The organism is Rhodanobacteraceae bacterium (genome assembly GCA_016713135.1).
Taxonomy (GTDB): Bacteria; Pseudomonadota; Gammaproteobacteria; order Xanthomonadales; family SZUA-5; genus JADKFD01.
In genome coordinates this window covers 195,392-211,286 of record JADJPR010000023.1, presented here as the reverse complement: position 1 = coordinate 211,286, position 15,895 = coordinate 195,392, and the positions used below count along the sequence as shown (strand labels likewise).

Below are 15,895 nucleotides of genomic sequence, written 5' to 3'. Positions count from 1 at the left end.
TGCGAGAGACCCTGGTGGACCGGATCATCGTCAAGTTCGTCAGCGGCGGGCGCGCCGGGCATACCGAGGTCTATCCGGTGACGCGCTTCTCCTCGCTTTACCTCGGGCGCGACCCCAAGTGCGATGTCCGTGTCGACGCCGACAAGGACTCGATGGTCTCGCGCAGTCATGCGGTGATCGAGTGGGTGGAAGACGAGGAAGGCCAGCGCAGCTACAGCCTGACCGATCTGCTCAGCAGCAACGGCACTTATCGCAATGGCCTCCGGGTCAAGGGCACCGTGGCGCTGGGTTCGGGCGATCATGTGCGCCTGGGCGCGCAGGGGCCTGAGTTCCTGTTCACCGTCGAGCGGCCCGAGCCCAATTTGAACCCGGTGATCACCCAGTCGATGCGGATCGATCCGCGGCTGCGCACCCCGCCGCCGCTGACGCGTTCGGCCGCGCGCGAGGGCAAGGCGACAGTGCAGCGGGTGTTGCCGTCGTTGTCAGCAACCCAGGATCCAGAGCGCCCCTCGGAGGACGACTCGACCTGAGTCAGCCCTCGCTGCTGGTCAGCGTGCGCTCGCCATCGGCGAAGCGTGCGACCACGCCCGCGTTCGCGCGCAGGGCGCCGGCACGGGTCACGAGCGAACCGTCGTCGGCATGCCGCAGCAGCACATAGCCGCGCTCCAGGGTCGATTGCGGCCCGAGCAGGCGCAGGGTCGCCAGCGCGTGCGCGCTCCGCGCGCGCAGGCTGCGGGTGTCGGGCAGCTCGCGCTCCAGCAGATGGACCTGCAGTTCCAACTGGCTGCGCGGCGCGGCCAGCCAGCGGGTGCCCCAGTGGCGCAGCCGTGCCAGCAGCAGTGCGGCGTTCTGCTGGGTGCGCGCGATGCGCAGTTCCGGGGAGTGCGCGCGCAGGCGTTCCGCGAGCGCCGCCAGGCGCTGCGCTCGCGAGACCTGGGACTGACGGCGGCTCGCCAGCATCCGGTCCTGCAACTGGCGTGCGCGCGCCAGCGCCAGTTCCAGCGCGCGACGTGGATCGTGCGCGCGCAACAGGCGCTCGCAGGCGTCGCTGGCCTGCTGCGCCGACTGCAGGCGCCGCCGCAGGTGGCTGCGCAGGGCAGCGGCTTGTTGCGTCAGGCGGGTAGCGACCAGGTCGCGGCTGGGCGTGATCAGTTCCGCGGCGGCCGAGGGGGTCGGCGCGCGCACATCCGCGACCAGGTCTGCGATGGAGAAATCGGTCTCGTGTCCTACTGCCGAGAGGGTCGGGATCGGTGAGGCCGCGATCTGCCGCGCCAGCGCCTCGTCGTTGAAGGCCGCAAGGTCCTCCAGCGAACCGCCGCCGCGGGTCAGCATGACCAGGTCGTAGATGCCGCCGGCAGCCAGAACCGCGGTAAGTGCCGCGCGCAGCTGCGCCGGGGCCTCCGCGCCCTGCACCTGGGCCGGAAACACATCGATGGCCAGCAAGGGCCAGCGCCGCGCGCAGACGCTCAGCACGTCGCGGATCGCCGCGCCCTGCGGCGAGGTGATCACCGCGATGCGCCGCGGCATGCGCGGCAGCGCGCGCTTGCGCGCCGGGTCGGTCAGCCCTTCGGCCTGCAGCAGCGCCTTCAGCCGCTCGAACTCGCGCATCACCCGGCCGAGGCCCGCTTCCTCCATGTGCTCGACAATCAGCTGGTAGTCGCCGCGTGCCTCGTACAGACTGATCCGCCCGCGCACCAGTACCTGCACCCCATCAGCCGGACGTACCCGCACGTAGAGATTGTTCGACTTGAACATCGCGCAGCGGATCTGCGCGCCGCTGTCCTTCAGCGTGAAGTACCAGTGGCCGCTGGCCGCGCGGGTGTAGTTCGACACCTCGCCCTCCACCCAGACCTGGGCGAAGGCATCCTCCAGCAAGGTGCGCGCCAGCTTGTTCAGCTGGCTCGGCGTCAGCACCGGGCGCTCGCGCGCGGCGTAGGAGAGGATGGACTGGGACATTGACGAAACATAGCCCAAGCGGGTCCTGCGCGCCGAATCGGTTTCCGGCAACGGGGCGAAGGGTCCGCGTCGATGAATGTCAATGTTTGTGTCGCCAAATGCGCTTTGTCCGGCGATGGTTGCGGCACCACGTCTGCCATGGCAGCGTCTCAATCGACCGAGGTGAGCGTCACCGGGGCCACGATTCCCGCCGCGGCCAATGCCGTCGGCAGCAACTTTGGCGTATGTACCCTGAGTGTGGTGGTCAGCGGCGACGCCGCGGGCAGTCTGGTCAACAGCATTCCCGCCGGAAATCTGAACGGAATCAACTACCAGGCCACGAGCGGCACGCTCACGGTGGTCAACTCAGTGTCGCTCAGCAAGGCCTTCTCGCCGGCGACCCGGCCCCAGGGAACGGCCACGGTGCTGACGGTCACCTTCGCCAACGGTTCTGGCGTGCCGGCCACGATTACCAGCTTCAGCGACAATCTCGGTTCGATGGGCGGCACGCTGGGAACGATTACCGGGACGTCCACCACGTGCGCCGGCGGGGCTCCGAGTTTTGTGGGCCTGGTGGTCAGCATGAACTCGGGGACCATACCGGCCGCCGGAAGCTGCACCCTCAGCATCAACATCCAGCTCGCCTCGGACGCCACCACCGGCAACCGGACCAACACCATCCCGGCCAACACCCTGGTGACGAGCATCGGCTCGTACGCACTGCCGGTGACGGCCGTCCTCAATGTGCTGCGGACGGCCACACTGGACAAGCTGTACACGCCCGCGACGATCGCCGGGGGTGGCATCTCGCGGCTGACGATCCGGGTGACGCGGGCTGCGGGCGCCCCGGCGTTCACGGATGTGGACTTCAGCGACAACCTGCCGGCCGGCCACACGGTAGCTGCGGTCCCGAATGTGTTCAACAGTTGCGGCGGTACCGTCACGGCAGTTCCGCTGGCAGCAAGTGTGTCCGTCGCCAACGGCTCGTTGGCATTCGGCAGCGTCTGCGAGTTGCAGGTGGACATCCAGGCGCCCGCCGGTACCGGCGCAAGCACCAACACGATCGAGAACAATGGTGGCGTCGGCGACGACGAATTCGCAGTCTCGGACGGTACCAACAGTTATCGTGACGGACGCGATCGCTCCGCCACCTTGACGCGCACCGCTCCCAACCTGCTGCTCAACAAGGCCTTCGTGCCAGTCACGATCAACGGCGGTGGTTTCAGCGTGGCCCAGGTCCTGATCTCGAACAACCAGCCCGGGTCGATCGCCCTGTCTGGGGTGGCGTTGACCGACAACCTCCCGCCGAACGTGCAGGTCTACGCCACGCCGGCGGCCAGTTTCACCGGCGCAGGTTGCACTGGCGGCACGATCACCGCCGTTCCCGGAGCGGGCTCCTTCTCGCTCACGTCCGCGAGCATTGCGGCCAACTCGGTGTGCACGCTCAGCGTGCGGGTCACGTCCACATTCGATGGCAACCACATCAACGAAATTGCCGCAGGCGAGCTCAGCTCGCGCGAAGGTGTGAGTAATGGCAACACGGTGTCCGCGACGCTGACAGTGCAGCGCAACGTCAATGTGCAGAAGTGGTTCAGCCCCACCGCGATCCCGACCGGCGTACCAGTACGTTGACGATCCGGATCTACAACACCAACGATGCGGTGCGCACCTTCACCCCAGCCGGCGTGGTCGACAACCTGCCTGTCGGTGTGACCATTGCGGCTGCCCCTGCCGCCACCACCGACTGCCCCGGCGCAACGCTGAGCGCCCCGCCAGCCGGAAGCACCATCACCGTCGGCAATTTCCCGCTGGGGTCGAATACCTTTTGTGACGTGGTGGTGCCGGTCACGGTGAATACGGCCGGGTCCTACGTCAACACGATCGCGGCGAGTACGTTGGTGACGGTAGAGGGGTCGACCAATCCGGATCCGGCCACCGCGACTCTGATCGCGGTGGATCCGCCGACCATCGCGAAGGCATTCGCGCCAGCGTCGATTGCGCTCGGAGCCAGCAGCACGATCACTTTCACACTGGTGAACGCAAGCAGCGTCGCGCCGCTCACCGGAGCGAGCTTCAGCGACACCCTTCCGGCGAACATGCAGATCTTCGCGAATGCGGCCGCCGGCGGCACCTGCGTTGGCGCGGGCAGCAACTTCTTCGTGGGTGGAACCAGCGGAAGTCTCAGTTTCACCGGGCTCACGGTACCGTTCGGCGGTACTTTGGCCGCGCGTACCTGCACGGTCACGGTGGTCGTCACCACCACTACCGTTGGGAGTTTCGACAATCAGGCCACCGGTTTCACATCCAACGAGACGCCAACGCCGGTCTCCAGCAATATCGCCACGCTGACCGTACTGGCCGATCGGCCAAGCATCAGCAAGAGCTTCGCGCCGGACCCGATCCCGCTCGGTTCCAGCAGCACCCTGACGTTTACCCTGAGCAACCCAATGCGGTCGCGGTCAGTCTGCCCAACGACGCCTTCGAGGACATCTTCCCGGCGGGCAGGACCGACGCCAGCCCGCTCGCGAGCACAAATACATGCGGCGGTACGTTGCGCGGCTCCGGCAACGGCGCGCTGGCGCCCGGCGATGTCGGCATCGAACTCGATGGCCAGACCGGCGGCAGCGCCACCATCCCGGCTGCCGGGTCGTGCACCTTGTCGGTGGATGTCACTACGCTGTCTGCGGGGGTGTACAACAACACCTCGACCGTGCTGACCAGCAGCAACGCGGGCAGCAGCCTGCTGCCCGCGACAGATACATTGACCGTGAATCCACCTGTGCTGACCACGACCAAGTCGGTCAGCCCCAACCCGGTGGTCCTCGGCGGCACGGCGACCTACACCGTGACCGTCAGCAACTCGAATGCGCCGGGCACGGGGCGCGCGTCCGCTGGCATGATCATCACCGACCCACTGCCATTCGACATCACGCTGGTCGACACCGTTGGCTCGGATGCCGGCTGGAGTTGCATCGGCAGCAGCAGCCTGGTCTGCACCTACGCCAATACCCTGGCAGCCGGGGCTTCGACGACGTTGCTGCTGAATGTGCAGGTCGGCGAGGCCGCGATCAACGGAGACAACACCGCGCGAGTGCAGGGTGGCGGGGATCCGTTGTGCCCGACGCCGCCGGTCGATGCGGCTGCCCGCTGCTCCGGTCAGGTAATCGTTTCCACCGTTCCGGTCATGCTTTCGCGGGTGGCTTCCCGGGTGTGCGGTGGCGAGTCGCTTGCGGATTTCTCGACGGTCACCGAAATGGGCGTGCTGGGTTTCCGGGTGCATGCGGGAATCGGCGCCGATCCGGCGCTTCGTGCGCCCCTGGACAGTCGCCTGACGCGCGCGCGTGCCGCAGCCTTTGCGCGCGCCGACTACAGCGTGCGCGGGGGCTTCCACGGGCAGACCCAGGTCTGGGTCGAAGAGTTGACCACGCGTGGCAAATCGATTTTCTATGGCCCGTTCCCGGTTGCCAGCGAGATCGGCTCGAACGACGCGCCGGTCGTGATCGACTGGGCGCGGGTTCGTGCAGAGCAGGTTGCGTTCCGGTTGCAGCAGGCGCAGGCATTGAGGCAGCGCTCGGGTAGCGCCCTGGAAGCGGAGATCGGGGTCGCGCAGTCCGGTTGGGTGGTGATTCGCCACGAGGACTTGCTAGCCGCCGGGATCGACTGGTCCGGTGTCGATCGAGAACGCCTCGCGTTGACTCGCGACGGGTCCCCGGTTGCGCTCTGGCACGACGCGCACGGTCCTTTCGGTACCGGCAGCAGGATCGCGTTCCTGGGCCATCCGGTGGATGCCAGCCTCTATACGCGCACGGCGGTCTACCGGCTCGCGCTTGCGGCAAATGCCCAGCCACGGATTCCTGTGGTGTACGCGGCGCCCGGCGCATCCGCACTGTCGCTGTCGTCGCGGGAACGAATCGTGCACGCCCCGAATCGACTGTACGCACCCTACTCGGCGACCAGCGATCCTTGGTACGCCGGTGAGGTCTATCGCGACGGTGCGGCATCGACTCCGTTACAGGAGTCATTCAGCGTGCCGCAGAAGCTGAGTACCACGAATCCCGAGCGCCTGCGGGTGGTGCTTTGGGGTGGCATCGTTGCACCGCAGGCGCCCGATCACAGCCTGCGGATTCTGCTCAACGGCCAACCTGTGGCGACGACCACCTTGATGGCCTGAGCCAGGTGGTGATCGAGACCGACCTGCAACCGGGGCTGCTGAACTCCGGCGCCAACTCGCTCAGCGTGGAACTGCTCGCCGATACCGGGGTGGAATATGACCTCGTGATGCTCGAATCGATCGAAGTCGAGTATGACCGGGCGCTGGTCGCCGTTGATGATCGCTTCCAGTTCGAGATCGGTGAGGACGTCATCGACAGCGCTGCACAGGACCGGATCTACGCCAGCGAGTTCGAGGACCAGCCCAGGCCCGGCCGTTGCCGGCGATTGTGCGCGCTACCGGATCTCGGCCTGGATTCCGCCGCAGTGCGGGTGCTGCGCGAACGCGCAGGTCGGGTGGAGGAACTGGTCGGATTCCGGGTGTCGGATAGCGCACCCTTCGACGTCGAGTTCGCGAGCACCCGGGCGCCCGGAGACCGCTACTGGATCGAACCCGCCGCGGGGGGCGTGGACGCTTCGCTGGCGCCGTCGGCTCCGGTGACCGACCCGCTCGATGGGCCTCCGGCCAACTACCTGGTGGTTGCACACCCGAGTTTCGTTCCAGCGTTGGCGACGGTCAACGGGAAAGCGAGAGGGAGGTGCTGCGTCAGTTTGCATTGCATTACACTAGAAAGTCTGCCATTTCGAATCATGCGCCGCCGCGTGGGCGTTGCATCCAGCGTGTCATTTCGAAACACCTGATTCGTACCAATCCTCATCGCCGATGGACCGGCGATGCGAAAAGCGTTCGGACAAGGTCCGAACCCACAGATGCCGCGAGCTTGCTGTGCGTGGGTTTGGACCTTGTCCAAACGCTGTTGCTCTTGGGGCGCTCCCGCGATGAGGATTGGTACGAATCAGGTCGAAACAAGCTTGCCAGCTACGACTCGAACGGTGCTAAGGGATCAGCAGCAACTTGCCCACGGTCCTGCCGCTCTCGATGGCGCGCTGCGCGTCGGCGGCCTGGGCGAGCGGGAAGCAGGTCACCGGTGGCGGCGCCAGGCGGCCATCGGCGAAGCGCTCCAGCAGCCAGTGCATGCCCTCGCGCAGGCGCTCGGCGTGGGCCGACAGGAAAGACAGGTTGCAGGCGAGCACGCTCTTGTTGTCGCGGGTCATCGAGAGCGGGTTGAAGCGCGGGGTGCGCAGCCAGTCCCAGGCCAGCTTGAGCCAGTTCAGGCGGCCGTCGTGCGGCAGCATCGAAGCGAAGCCGTAGATCAGCAGCCGGCCGGTGGGCGCGAGGTGGCGGTAGCTGTCGCCCAGGGTGCTGACGCCGTTGGCATCGAAGATCGCCTGGTAGCCGCCGGGAGAGAGCGTGCGCGCGTGCAGCCAGAGATCGCCCTTCGATTTGTCGATCACGCCATCGCAGCCGGCGGCGCGCGCGGCGTCGATCTTGTGCGCGCTGCCGACTACGCCGATCACGCGGCAGCCGGCCAGCCGTCCGAGTTGCGCCAGCGCGCTGCCCACGCCGCCCGCCGCCGAATGCACCAGCCAGGTGTCGCCGGCGCGCGGGTGCAACTGCTCGTGGACCATCCACCAGGCGGTCAGGAATACCGTCGGGATGGCTGCACCGGCCTCGGCGATGAGCCGGGCGGGGCGCGCGAACACGCGGTCGCTGGCGAGCACCACGCGGCTGGCATAGCCGCCGAACAGGGTCAGGCCGATGACTTCGTCGCCCGGCGCGAAGGTGTCGACACCCGCGCCCACCGCGGACACCCGTCCGGCGATCTCGAAGCCCGGCGTGATCGGGTAGCCGTGCAGCTTCTTGGCCGACTCGTACAGCCCCATGCGAATGATGCCGTCGGCGTAATTGACGCCGGCGGCGGCCACCTCGATGGCGATCTCGCCGGGACTCGGGGCGCGGTCCGGCTCCTCGACCAGTTTCAGCGCGTCGTAGCCGCCGGGGCGTTCGATGACGATGCGCCGCACGCTAATGTCCCCTGGCATTAGTTGGTTGAAGAAATTTCCGATGCATTTTGGCCCGAGGCCAGGCGAGAGGAGGGTGAAAGCCGGCGGCTTGCGCGGCATGCCGCGCGCCGGCTTGAACGCCCGCAACTGGTTGCGGGCGGGAACCGGAGGTCATGGCAGGGCTATGGCGACGACGAACAACGACGCATTCGAGGCAAGAGGCGCGGAAACAATTCATCGAATCAATGGCAAGGGACACTATTGTCCTGTCCCGCAAATACCATCGAATGGTTCCGGCGTCTTTCGCCGCAATACTGCGTTGCTCGTCGTCGCCATAGAACCACCGTGGCTTCTCCTCGCGCCTTGTCTCGCGACGAAATCCATCCGGATCCTCTTCGCGCTACTTGCGGGATCCTGATTCGTACCAATCCTCATCGCCGATGGACCGGCGATGCGAAAAGCGTTCGGACAAGGTCCGAACCCACAGATGCCGCGAGCTTGCTGTGCGTGGGTTTGGACCTTGTCCAAACGCTGTTGCTCTTGGAGCGCTCCCGCGATGAGGATTGGTACGAACCGGGTGCGGGATAGGACACTATCGGTCCTCGAAACCGAGCCGCGACAGCGGCGCGCCGAGCCGGATCCAGTCGAAGAACAGCGCCTGCTGGGCTACCGACAGCGGTGCGCGGTTCAGCGGCATGCGGTCGAACAGCCCAGGCGGATCGTCGCAATTGAGCTTCAGGAACAGGATGCTGGCCAGCGGATCGCCGGGGGCGACGCGCAGTATCGACGGCACGCCGTCGCTGGGCACGCCGACGAGATTTCCGTAGCTGAATTCCGGGCCCAGCCCCAGGTTGCCGGCGCCGGATGAGCCCGGATGGCAGCCCAGGCACAGCAAGGTGCCGCCGCTGTCGGTGCTGAAGATATTCTGGATCTGCTCGTAGCGGATCTGGGTGAACGGCGCCACCGAGCTGAGGTCGCTGCAACCACTGGGTGGCCCGTTGCCAGCCTCGGCGCCAGCGCCGCACAGGCTGGCGATCAAGGCCAGGGTGAATGGAGCTGGCCGCTTCATCCGCGGCGGCTCCAGACGATCTCCATCCCGTCGCGCTCACCGAGCGCCTGGCCGAGCACGTGCAGCAGCGCGCTCGGCGCGCCGGCGTCCTTGAGCAAATGCAGCGTGCCCATGTCGATGAAGTAATCCCGGTCGTCACCGGATTCTTCTTCGAGTTCGCGCACCAGCAGCGCGAGTTCGTCCTCGCTGATGCTGGCAATCAGGGTCCCGGTGTCGCGGTCGTGCAGGTCGATCATGTTCTAGCTCCGAGCGGATGGCGGCGATGTTGCCGCAGGGGCGGGCGAACGTCGAGTGATCGCATCGGCATAATCAACCGATGCCACCGATCGTCAAACTCATCCGGCCGCACCAGTGGGCCAAGAACGCGCTGGTCTTCGTCGGCCTGCTGGCCGCCCATCGCTGGGCGGATGGCGGCGCCTGGCTCGCATCGGCGCAGATGTTCGCGGCGCTGTGCTGCTGCGCCAGCGCGGTCTACGTGCTGAACGATGCGCTGGACGTGGCCAACGACCGCCTGGATCCGGACAAGCGCACGCGGCCGCTGGCGGCGGGCACGGTCTCGCTGGGCGCCGGTATCTCGCTGATTCCGCTGCTGCTGACGCTGGCGCTGGCGTTGGCGTGGAGCCTGCCGCGGCCGGCGCAATCGGCGCTGGCGGCCTATGCCTGCGGTGCGCTGGTCTACAACCTCGGGATCAAGCGCACACTGTGGCTGGACCTGGTGCTGCTGTCCGGGCTTTACGCGCTGCGGGTGATCGCCGGCGCGCTGGCCGCCGGCATCTTGCCCAGCCCCTGGCTGGTGAGCTTCTCGCTGTTCGTGTTCCTGAGTCTCGCGGCGCTCAAGCGTTATGGCGAGCTGATGCGCTGCGCGCTGGACCAGTTGCCGGGGCGCGCCTACCGGCGCGGCGATGCGCCGATCGTGGCCGGCTTCGGGATCGCCGCGGCGCTGGCATCGACGATGGTTCTCGCGCTGTACGTGAATGCGCCGGAGGTGGCGCGGATGTATGCCCGTGCCCAGGTACTGTGGTCGCTCGGCCCCATCGTCCTGTGCTGGCTGGCGCGGCTGTGGACCCTGGCGCACCGCGGCGAGCTGCACGGGGATCCGGTGCTGCACGCGTTGCGCGACCGCGGCAGCTGGCTCGCGGCGGCAGCGCTCGGCGCCTGCGTGCTGTTGGCGGTCTGAGTGCGGCCATTGCCTGCGAACCGGCTCTGGCGTGGCCTGTGGCTGCTGGCGTGGGCGGTCCTGCTGTTGCGCCTGGGCTATGTCGTGCTGCACCAGCCGCTGGCCGGATTCGCCAACCAGTTCGACATGCTGCGGACGACCGCGTGCCTCGGGTTGCGGCCGGATGCCGAGCTGGCATCGGGTGCGGCCAGCCCCCAGGCGCCGGTTCCGCAGTACCTGCGTGATGGGGCAGTCGATGGCAACTGCCTGCCCGGCACCGAGCCGGCGATTGCGCAACTTGCGCTCGCGGTCGACAGCGCGCTGGACGCCCTGGCCATCGGCGATCTGCAACAGTTCCCACTGCGCCTGCTGGCCCTGACCAAGGCTGCTCTGCTGCTGCTGGCGCTGGGGCTGCTCGACTATCGATTGCGCCATTGGCAGACGCTGCGCGCCGCGCATGTCGGCATCGCCGCGCTGCTGCTGGCGGACCCGGTCAACACCCTCTACCTCGCCGGTTTCTACACCGAGTTCGCCTCGTTGCTGGCGGCCTGGTTGGCGCTGGCCTGGCCGCTGCCCTGGTTGTTGCGCGGGCGTGCGCCTTCAGCGGCCTCGCTGCTGGTCTGGGGCGTGTTGCTGTCGGCCTTGCTGCTGGCGCGTTTCCAGCATGTGGCGACACCCTTCGTGGCCCTCGCGTGGATGCTTGCCCTCGGCTGGCGCCGCCGCTGGCCGCTGACGCGCCTGGCGCTGCCACTCGTGCTGCTGCTGCCGGCGCTGGCGGCGACGCTGCACTGGCAGCGCGGCTACCAGACCATCGCCGACGCCAATCGCTGGAACAGTTTCTTCGGCGCGGCGATGCCTGCGGCAGGCGATGCAAGCGTCTTCGCCGCGCGGCTGGGCCTGGCGCCGGTGTGCGCGGAGCTCTCCGGGAGCACCTGGTATTTGCGCCGCGGCCGCGATGCGCGCGCCGAATGTCCCGTGGGCATGGACATGTCGCGGCTGCGCTGGCTGTCTGCACTGGCGCGCGAACCGGACGCGCTCGCGCGCTGGATCGGGCGCGGGGTGACGCTCTCGGGGCAATGGCGCCCGGCCTATCTCGGCGAACTGGCGGGGCAGCGTTACCAGCGGCTGCCGCCAGGGCCGCTGGGGATCGGCGCGAGCGTCGCCGATGGCATCGCGCAACTGCCCTGGCTGGCCTTGTGGCTGGGATGGTCGCTGCCCTTGTGGCTGTTGCTGCTGCAGCCGCCGCTGCAGTCGCGGGCGGAGCCGGCGGCGATCGCTGCTGGCAGTGGGCTGGCGATCGGCTTGTCCATCCGCGACTGGCTGTTGCCGATGCTCGCCGCGCTGCTCGCGCTCGGCTGGGCTGCCTCGCTGGTGGGCGATGGCTACAGCGAACTGGCACGCCATCTGCACCTGGCCGGCAACGCGGCAGTGGTCGCTGCGATGCTGCTTCCCTGGGCGATCCATCGCAGCTGGTGCGAACGCGGTTCAGCTGTGCGGCCGTGGGCGCGAGGTGCCGGTGCGCTGTTGCTGCTGCTGGCGGGGCGGACGCAGCGACAGGCGATCGCTTTCGGCGTGCTGGACCTGCCGGGCGACGAGCGCCTGGGGCACGCGCCAGTCGAACTCGCCGGCTGGGCCATCGATCCGCGCGGGGTCGCGGCGGTCACCCTGGTGCATGCCGATGGTCGGCGGCAGCGCTTGTCCGTCAACCCGAGCACCGAGTTCTCGGGCATTTTCGGCAGCGGCGTCGGCCAGCATGCGGTGCGTTTCCGCGGCCGCATCGAGGCGCCCGGCGCAGGCCCGGTGCAAATCGAGGTGCAGCCACGCGCGGGCGCGACGAGCGTGATCGACCGTCGCTATTTCCGCTGAGACTGGACTTCCAGAGTGCGCCGCACCGGTGGCAGCAGCTTGACCAGGTCGATCAGCGCCATGGCCAGAATGCTCGCTCCGGTGACGGCGGCCAGCGTCGCCAGACCCGGCGAGGCGAAGCCGAACAGCCCGGCCAGACCCGGCACGAGCACACAGGCACCGATCACCCCGGTCACCACCAGCGTGATGATCCAGAACGGCAGGTGTCCGCGCTGCGCCAGCGTCAGCAGTACCGGACGGTCGCTGGCGAGGATCCGCACCAGCATCAGATTGGCCACGGTCAGCGCGATGAAGGCCTGGGTGCGCGCCAGCGCCTCGCCCTGGCCCTGCGCCAGCAGCCAGGTGTAGAAGGCGAAAGCGAGCGCGAACACCAGTACCCCGAGCAGCACGCCGACGCCCAGCTGGCGGATGCCGATCAGCGGCTCGTCGCCGCGGCGCGGCCCGCTCTGCATCAGCCCCTTGCGTTCCGGCAGGTTCTCGAAGGCGATCGAGCAGATCGGGTCGATCACCATCTCGATCAGCACCACGTGCAGCGGCAGGATCATCGGCGGCAGCCCGAGCAACAGCGGAGCGAGCGCCAGCGAGGCGACCGGGACATGGATCGCCGCGATGTAGATCAGCACCTTGCGCAGGTTCTCGAAGATCCGCCGGCCCAGGCGCACACCGTCGACGATGCGCCCGAAATCGTCCTCCAGCAGCACGATGCCAGCCGCCTCGCGCGCCACGTCGGTGCCGCGGTCGCCCATCGCCAGGCCGATGTGCGCAGCCTTGAGTGCCGGGGCGTCGTTGACTCCGTCGCCGGTCATCGCCACCACTTCGCCGTCCGCCTTGAGCGCCTGCACCAGGCGCAGCTTCTGCTCCGGGCGGATGCGCGCGTAGATGCGCACGCGGCGCACGGCGCCGGCCAGCGCCGAGTCGTCCAGCGCGTCGATCTCGGGGCCCGAGAGCACGCCGGCGCGAGTGTCGATCCCGGCCTCGGCCGCGATCGCGAGCGCGGTGGACGGGTAGTCTCCGGTGATCATCGCCACCGTCATCCCGGCCGCGCGCACGCGCGCCACTGCACCGGGCGCGGAGGCGCGCACGGGATCGGCGAAGGCGATCAGTCCCTCGAACTGCAGTTCGAAGGCGCGCGGGTCGTCCGGCAGGGCGCCGGCCGGTGCGCGGCCGCTGGCCACGCCGAGCACCCGCAGGCCGCGCGCGGCCAGGGCGTGCACCTCGTCGAGCACGCGCGCGTGCTCCGCGCCGTCGATGCGGCACAGCGAAAGTACCGCCTCGGGCGCGCCCTTGCTCGCCACCTCGCGGCTGCCGTCGCTGCGCTGCCAGACACGCGAGATCGCCATCAGGTCATCGCTCAGGCCGTACTCACGCTCCAGCGGCCAGTCGCCGTGCAGGTGCTCGGTGTCGACCAGCGTCCGCCCCGCCAGCGTGCCCACCGCGCTGTCCATCGGATCGTGCGCATGCCGCTTGCTGGCGAGCAGCGCGTATTCCAGCAGGCGGTGCACCGGTTCCGGCAGATCGCGCTCGTCGCCGCCCAGTTCCACCCGCGCATCCGGCGCCAGCAGTGCCTTCAGGCGCATGCGGTTCTCGGTCAGCGTGCCGGTCTTGTCCACGCACAGCACGGTGGCGGCGCCGAGGGTTTCCACCATCGCCGGCCGCCGCGCGAGCACCTTGACCTTGGCCATGCGCCAGGCGCCGAGCGCGAGGAACACCGCCAGCGCCATCGGGAACTCTTCCGGCAGCATCGCCATCGCCAGCGCGATGCCGGACAGCATGCCCTGCACCCAGTCGCCACGGATCAGCCCGTAGCCCAGCACCATCGCCACGCTGCTGACCAGCGCGATCAGGCCGAACAGGCGCACCAGGCGCCCGATCGAGCGTTGCAGCAGGGTCTGCTCGGTGCTGATCGACGCCAGCGAAACGCCAATCCGCCCGGCGGCGCTGTGGCTGCCGGTGCGCTCGACCAGGACTTGCGCGTGGCCGCGCACGACCAGGGTGCCGCCGAAAGCGCAGGGCTGCTGATCGCCGCCGGGCGCTGGCAGGCCGGTGCCATCGCCATCCCGGCGCGCGCGCTTGCCCACCGGTACCGATTCGCCGGTCAGCAGCGACTCGTCCACGCTGAGGTCGTCGGCGCGCAGCACCCAGCCGTCGGCGGCGATGCGCTCGCCTTCGCCGATCAGCAGCACATCGCCCGGCACCACCTCGCGTGCCGGAATGCGCACCGGGACGCCATCGCGCAGGACTTTCGCGGTGGGCGCGCCGAGCGCGCGCAGCGCTTCCAGCGCGCGCTCGCTGCGCGCCTCCTGCACCACCACCAGGCCGACACTGAGCGCGGCAAACGCAGCCAGCAGCAGGCTTTCGTGCGGATCGCCGATGGCCAGGTAGACCCCGGCGGCCACCACCAGCAGCAGGAACATCGGCTCCGACAGCACGCCCAGGACGATGCGGCCAACGCCACGACGCGGCGCCTGCGGCAACTCGTTCGGGCCGTATTCGAACAGGCGCGAGTGGGCCTGCGCGGCGGTCAATCCGGCTGAGGCACTGGCGTGCGCAACATCGCTCATGGGTCGAGACTACCCTGCGGCGCGGCCGATCGTACTCCACGCGACTCCCACGCGGCTTGCGCTGCCGCGGCGGCGAGATCCAGATGACCCGGAGCGATACCGGCGAGATTCCCGCTCGCCCCTGGCGGTGCGCTTATTCGCGCATCGAACTTCTTCGCGACTCGCGCCACTTTTCTTTTCCGCAAAGGACGCGAAGGACGCAAAGGAAGCGAAAGCGGTTTCCGCTCTTCTTTGCGTCCTTCGCGTCCTTTGCGGACAAACTGCTCTTCAGATCAATGAGTTATCGGATGTTCGGTGAGAGATCAATGAGTTATCGGATGTTTGGTGAGAGTCCCGGTCGCCCCTGGCGGTGCGCTTATTCGCGCATCGAACTTCTTCGCGACCCGCGCCACTTTCTTGTCCGCAAAGGACGCAAAGAACGCAAAGGAAGCGAAAGCGGTTTCCGCTCTTCTTTGCGTCCTTCGCGTCCTTTGCGGACAAACTGCTCTTCAGATCAATGAGTTATCGGATGTTTGGTGAGAGTCCCGGTCGCCCCTGGCGGTGCGCTTGTTCGCGCATCGAACTTCTTCGCGACCCGCGCCACTTTTCTTGTCCGCAAAGGACGCAAAGAACGCAATGGAAGCGAAAGCGGTTTCCGCTCTTCTTTGCGTCCTTCGCGTCCTTTGCGGACAAACTGCTCTTCAGATCAATGAGTTATCGGATGTTTGGTGAGAGTCCCGGTCGCCCCTGGCGGTGCTTGTTCGCGCATCGAACTTTTTCGCGACCCGCGCCACTTTTCTTGTCCGCAAAGGACGCAAAGAACGCAAAGGAAGCGAAAGCGGTTTCGCTGTTCTTTGCGTCCTTCGCGTCCTTTGCGGACAAACTGCTCTTCAGATCAATGAGTTATCGGATGTTCGGTGAGAAAGCGGTTTTCGCTCTTCTTTGCGTCCTTCGCGTCCTTTGCGGACAAACTGCTCTTCAGATCAATGAGTTATCGGATGTTTGGTGAGAGTCCCGGTCGCCCCTGGCGGTGCGCTTGTTCGCGCATCGAACTTCTTCGCGACCCGCGCCACTTTTCTTGTCCGCAAAGGACGCAAAGAACGCAAAGGAAGCGAAAGCGGTTTCCGCTCTTCTTTGCGTCCTTCGCGTCCTTTGCGGACAAACTGCTCTTCAGATCAATGAGTTATCGGATGTTCGGTGAGAGGATGACCTGTGTCATCCCGAGCGCGCCATCGGTGAGCGGGGCGCCCTGGTGGGGTTTGCGAGATCCGGCGA

The 15,895-nt window shown here is 67.5% G+C and carries 13 protein-coding genes; 6 read left to right on the top strand and 7 right to left on the bottom strand.

Annotated elements, in window-relative coordinates:
- Positions 1–14: 14 nt before the first annotated feature.
- Positions 15–530: an FHA domain-containing protein gene (locus IPK27_20775; protein MBK8069960.1), complete on the top strand. Its 516-nt coding sequence runs from the start codon at positions 15–17 to the stop codon at positions 528–530.
- Position 531: 1 nt separating this feature from the next.
- Here the strand turns inward: IPK27_20775 and xseA are convergent, their stop codons facing one another.
- Positions 532–1,956 carry an exodeoxyribonuclease VII large subunit gene (gene xseA / locus IPK27_20770; protein MBK8069959.1) on the bottom strand — a complete coding sequence of 475 codons (1,425 nt, stop codon included), beginning with the start codon at positions 1,954–1,956 and terminating at the stop codon, positions 532–534.
- Between the two features lie 138 nt (positions 1,957–2,094).
- Here xseA and IPK27_20765 point away from each other — a divergent pair, with 138 nt between their 5' ends.
- On the top strand, positions 2,095–3,567 hold the full coding sequence (locus IPK27_20765) for a hypothetical protein (protein MBK8069958.1): 1,473 nt from the start codon (positions 2,095–2,097) through the stop codon (positions 3,565–3,567).
- A 235-nt stretch (positions 3,568–3,802) separates the two neighbouring features.
- On the opposite strand, the gene IPK27_20760 is transcribed toward IPK27_20765, so the two are convergent.
- Positions 3,803–4,192, bottom strand: coding sequence for a hypothetical protein (locus IPK27_20760; protein ID MBK8069957.1), 390 nt, complete (start codon positions 4,190–4,192; stop codon positions 3,803–3,805).
- A 173-nt stretch (positions 4,193–4,365) separates the two neighbouring features.
- A complete protein-coding gene (locus tag IPK27_20755) occupies positions 4,366–4,746 on the bottom strand; it encodes a hypothetical protein (protein MBK8069956.1) in 381 nt (126 codons plus the stop codon).
- 4 nt (positions 4,747–4,750) lie between these two features.
- Between IPK27_20755 and IPK27_20750 the strand changes: the two genes are divergently transcribed.
- A complete protein-coding gene (locus tag IPK27_20750; GenBank protein ID MBK8069955.1) occupies positions 4,751–6,106 on the top strand; it encodes a DUF11 domain-containing protein in 1,356 nt (451 codons plus the stop codon).
- 8 nt (positions 6,107–6,114) lie between these two features.
- Positions 6,115–6,786, top strand: coding sequence for a hypothetical protein (locus IPK27_20745; GenBank protein ID MBK8069954.1), 672 nt, complete (start codon positions 6,115–6,117; stop codon positions 6,784–6,786).
- 195 nt (positions 6,787–6,981) lie between these two features.
- On the opposite strand, the gene IPK27_20740 is transcribed toward IPK27_20745, so the two are convergent.
- The 3 genes from IPK27_20740 to IPK27_20730 form a co-directional block, all read right to left on the bottom strand.
- Positions 6,982–8,028, bottom strand: a complete 1,047-nt coding sequence (locus IPK27_20740) for a zinc-binding dehydrogenase (protein MBK8069953.1) — start codon at positions 8,026–8,028, stop codon at positions 6,982–6,984.
- Between the two features lie 553 nt (positions 8,029–8,581).
- Positions 8,582–9,058, bottom strand: coding sequence for a hypothetical protein (locus IPK27_20735; GenBank protein ID MBK8069952.1), 477 nt, complete (start codon positions 9,056–9,058; stop codon positions 8,582–8,584).
- Positions 9,055–9,294, bottom strand: a complete 240-nt coding sequence (locus tag IPK27_20730; protein MBK8069951.1) for a galactosyldiacylglycerol synthase — start codon at positions 9,292–9,294, stop codon at positions 9,055–9,057. Before IPK27_20730 ends, IPK27_20735 begins: the two co-directional genes overlap by 4 nt.
- 80 nt (positions 9,295–9,374) lie before the next feature.
- On the opposite strand from IPK27_20730, the gene IPK27_20725 reads away from it, so the two are divergent.
- The gene (locus IPK27_20725; protein ID MBK8069950.1) at positions 9,375–10,235 is read left to right on the top strand and encodes a UbiA family prenyltransferase; all 861 of its coding nucleotides are present in this window, start codon (positions 9,375–9,377) and stop codon (positions 10,233–10,235) included.
- Between the two features lie 9 nt (positions 10,236–10,244).
- Positions 10,245–12,080 carry a hypothetical protein gene (locus tag IPK27_20720; GenBank protein MBK8069949.1) on the top strand — a complete coding sequence of 612 codons (1,836 nt, stop codon included), beginning with the start codon at positions 10,245–10,247 and terminating at the stop codon, positions 12,078–12,080.
- On the opposite strand, the gene IPK27_20715 is transcribed toward IPK27_20720, so the two are convergent.
- Positions 12,068–14,641: a cation-translocating P-type ATPase gene (locus tag IPK27_20715; GenBank protein MBK8069948.1), complete on the bottom strand. Its 2,574-nt coding sequence runs from the start codon at positions 14,639–14,641 to the stop codon at positions 12,068–12,070. The two genes, IPK27_20720 and IPK27_20715, sit on opposite strands and share 13 nt — an antisense overlap.
- Positions 14,642–15,895: the final 1,254 nt, after the last annotated feature.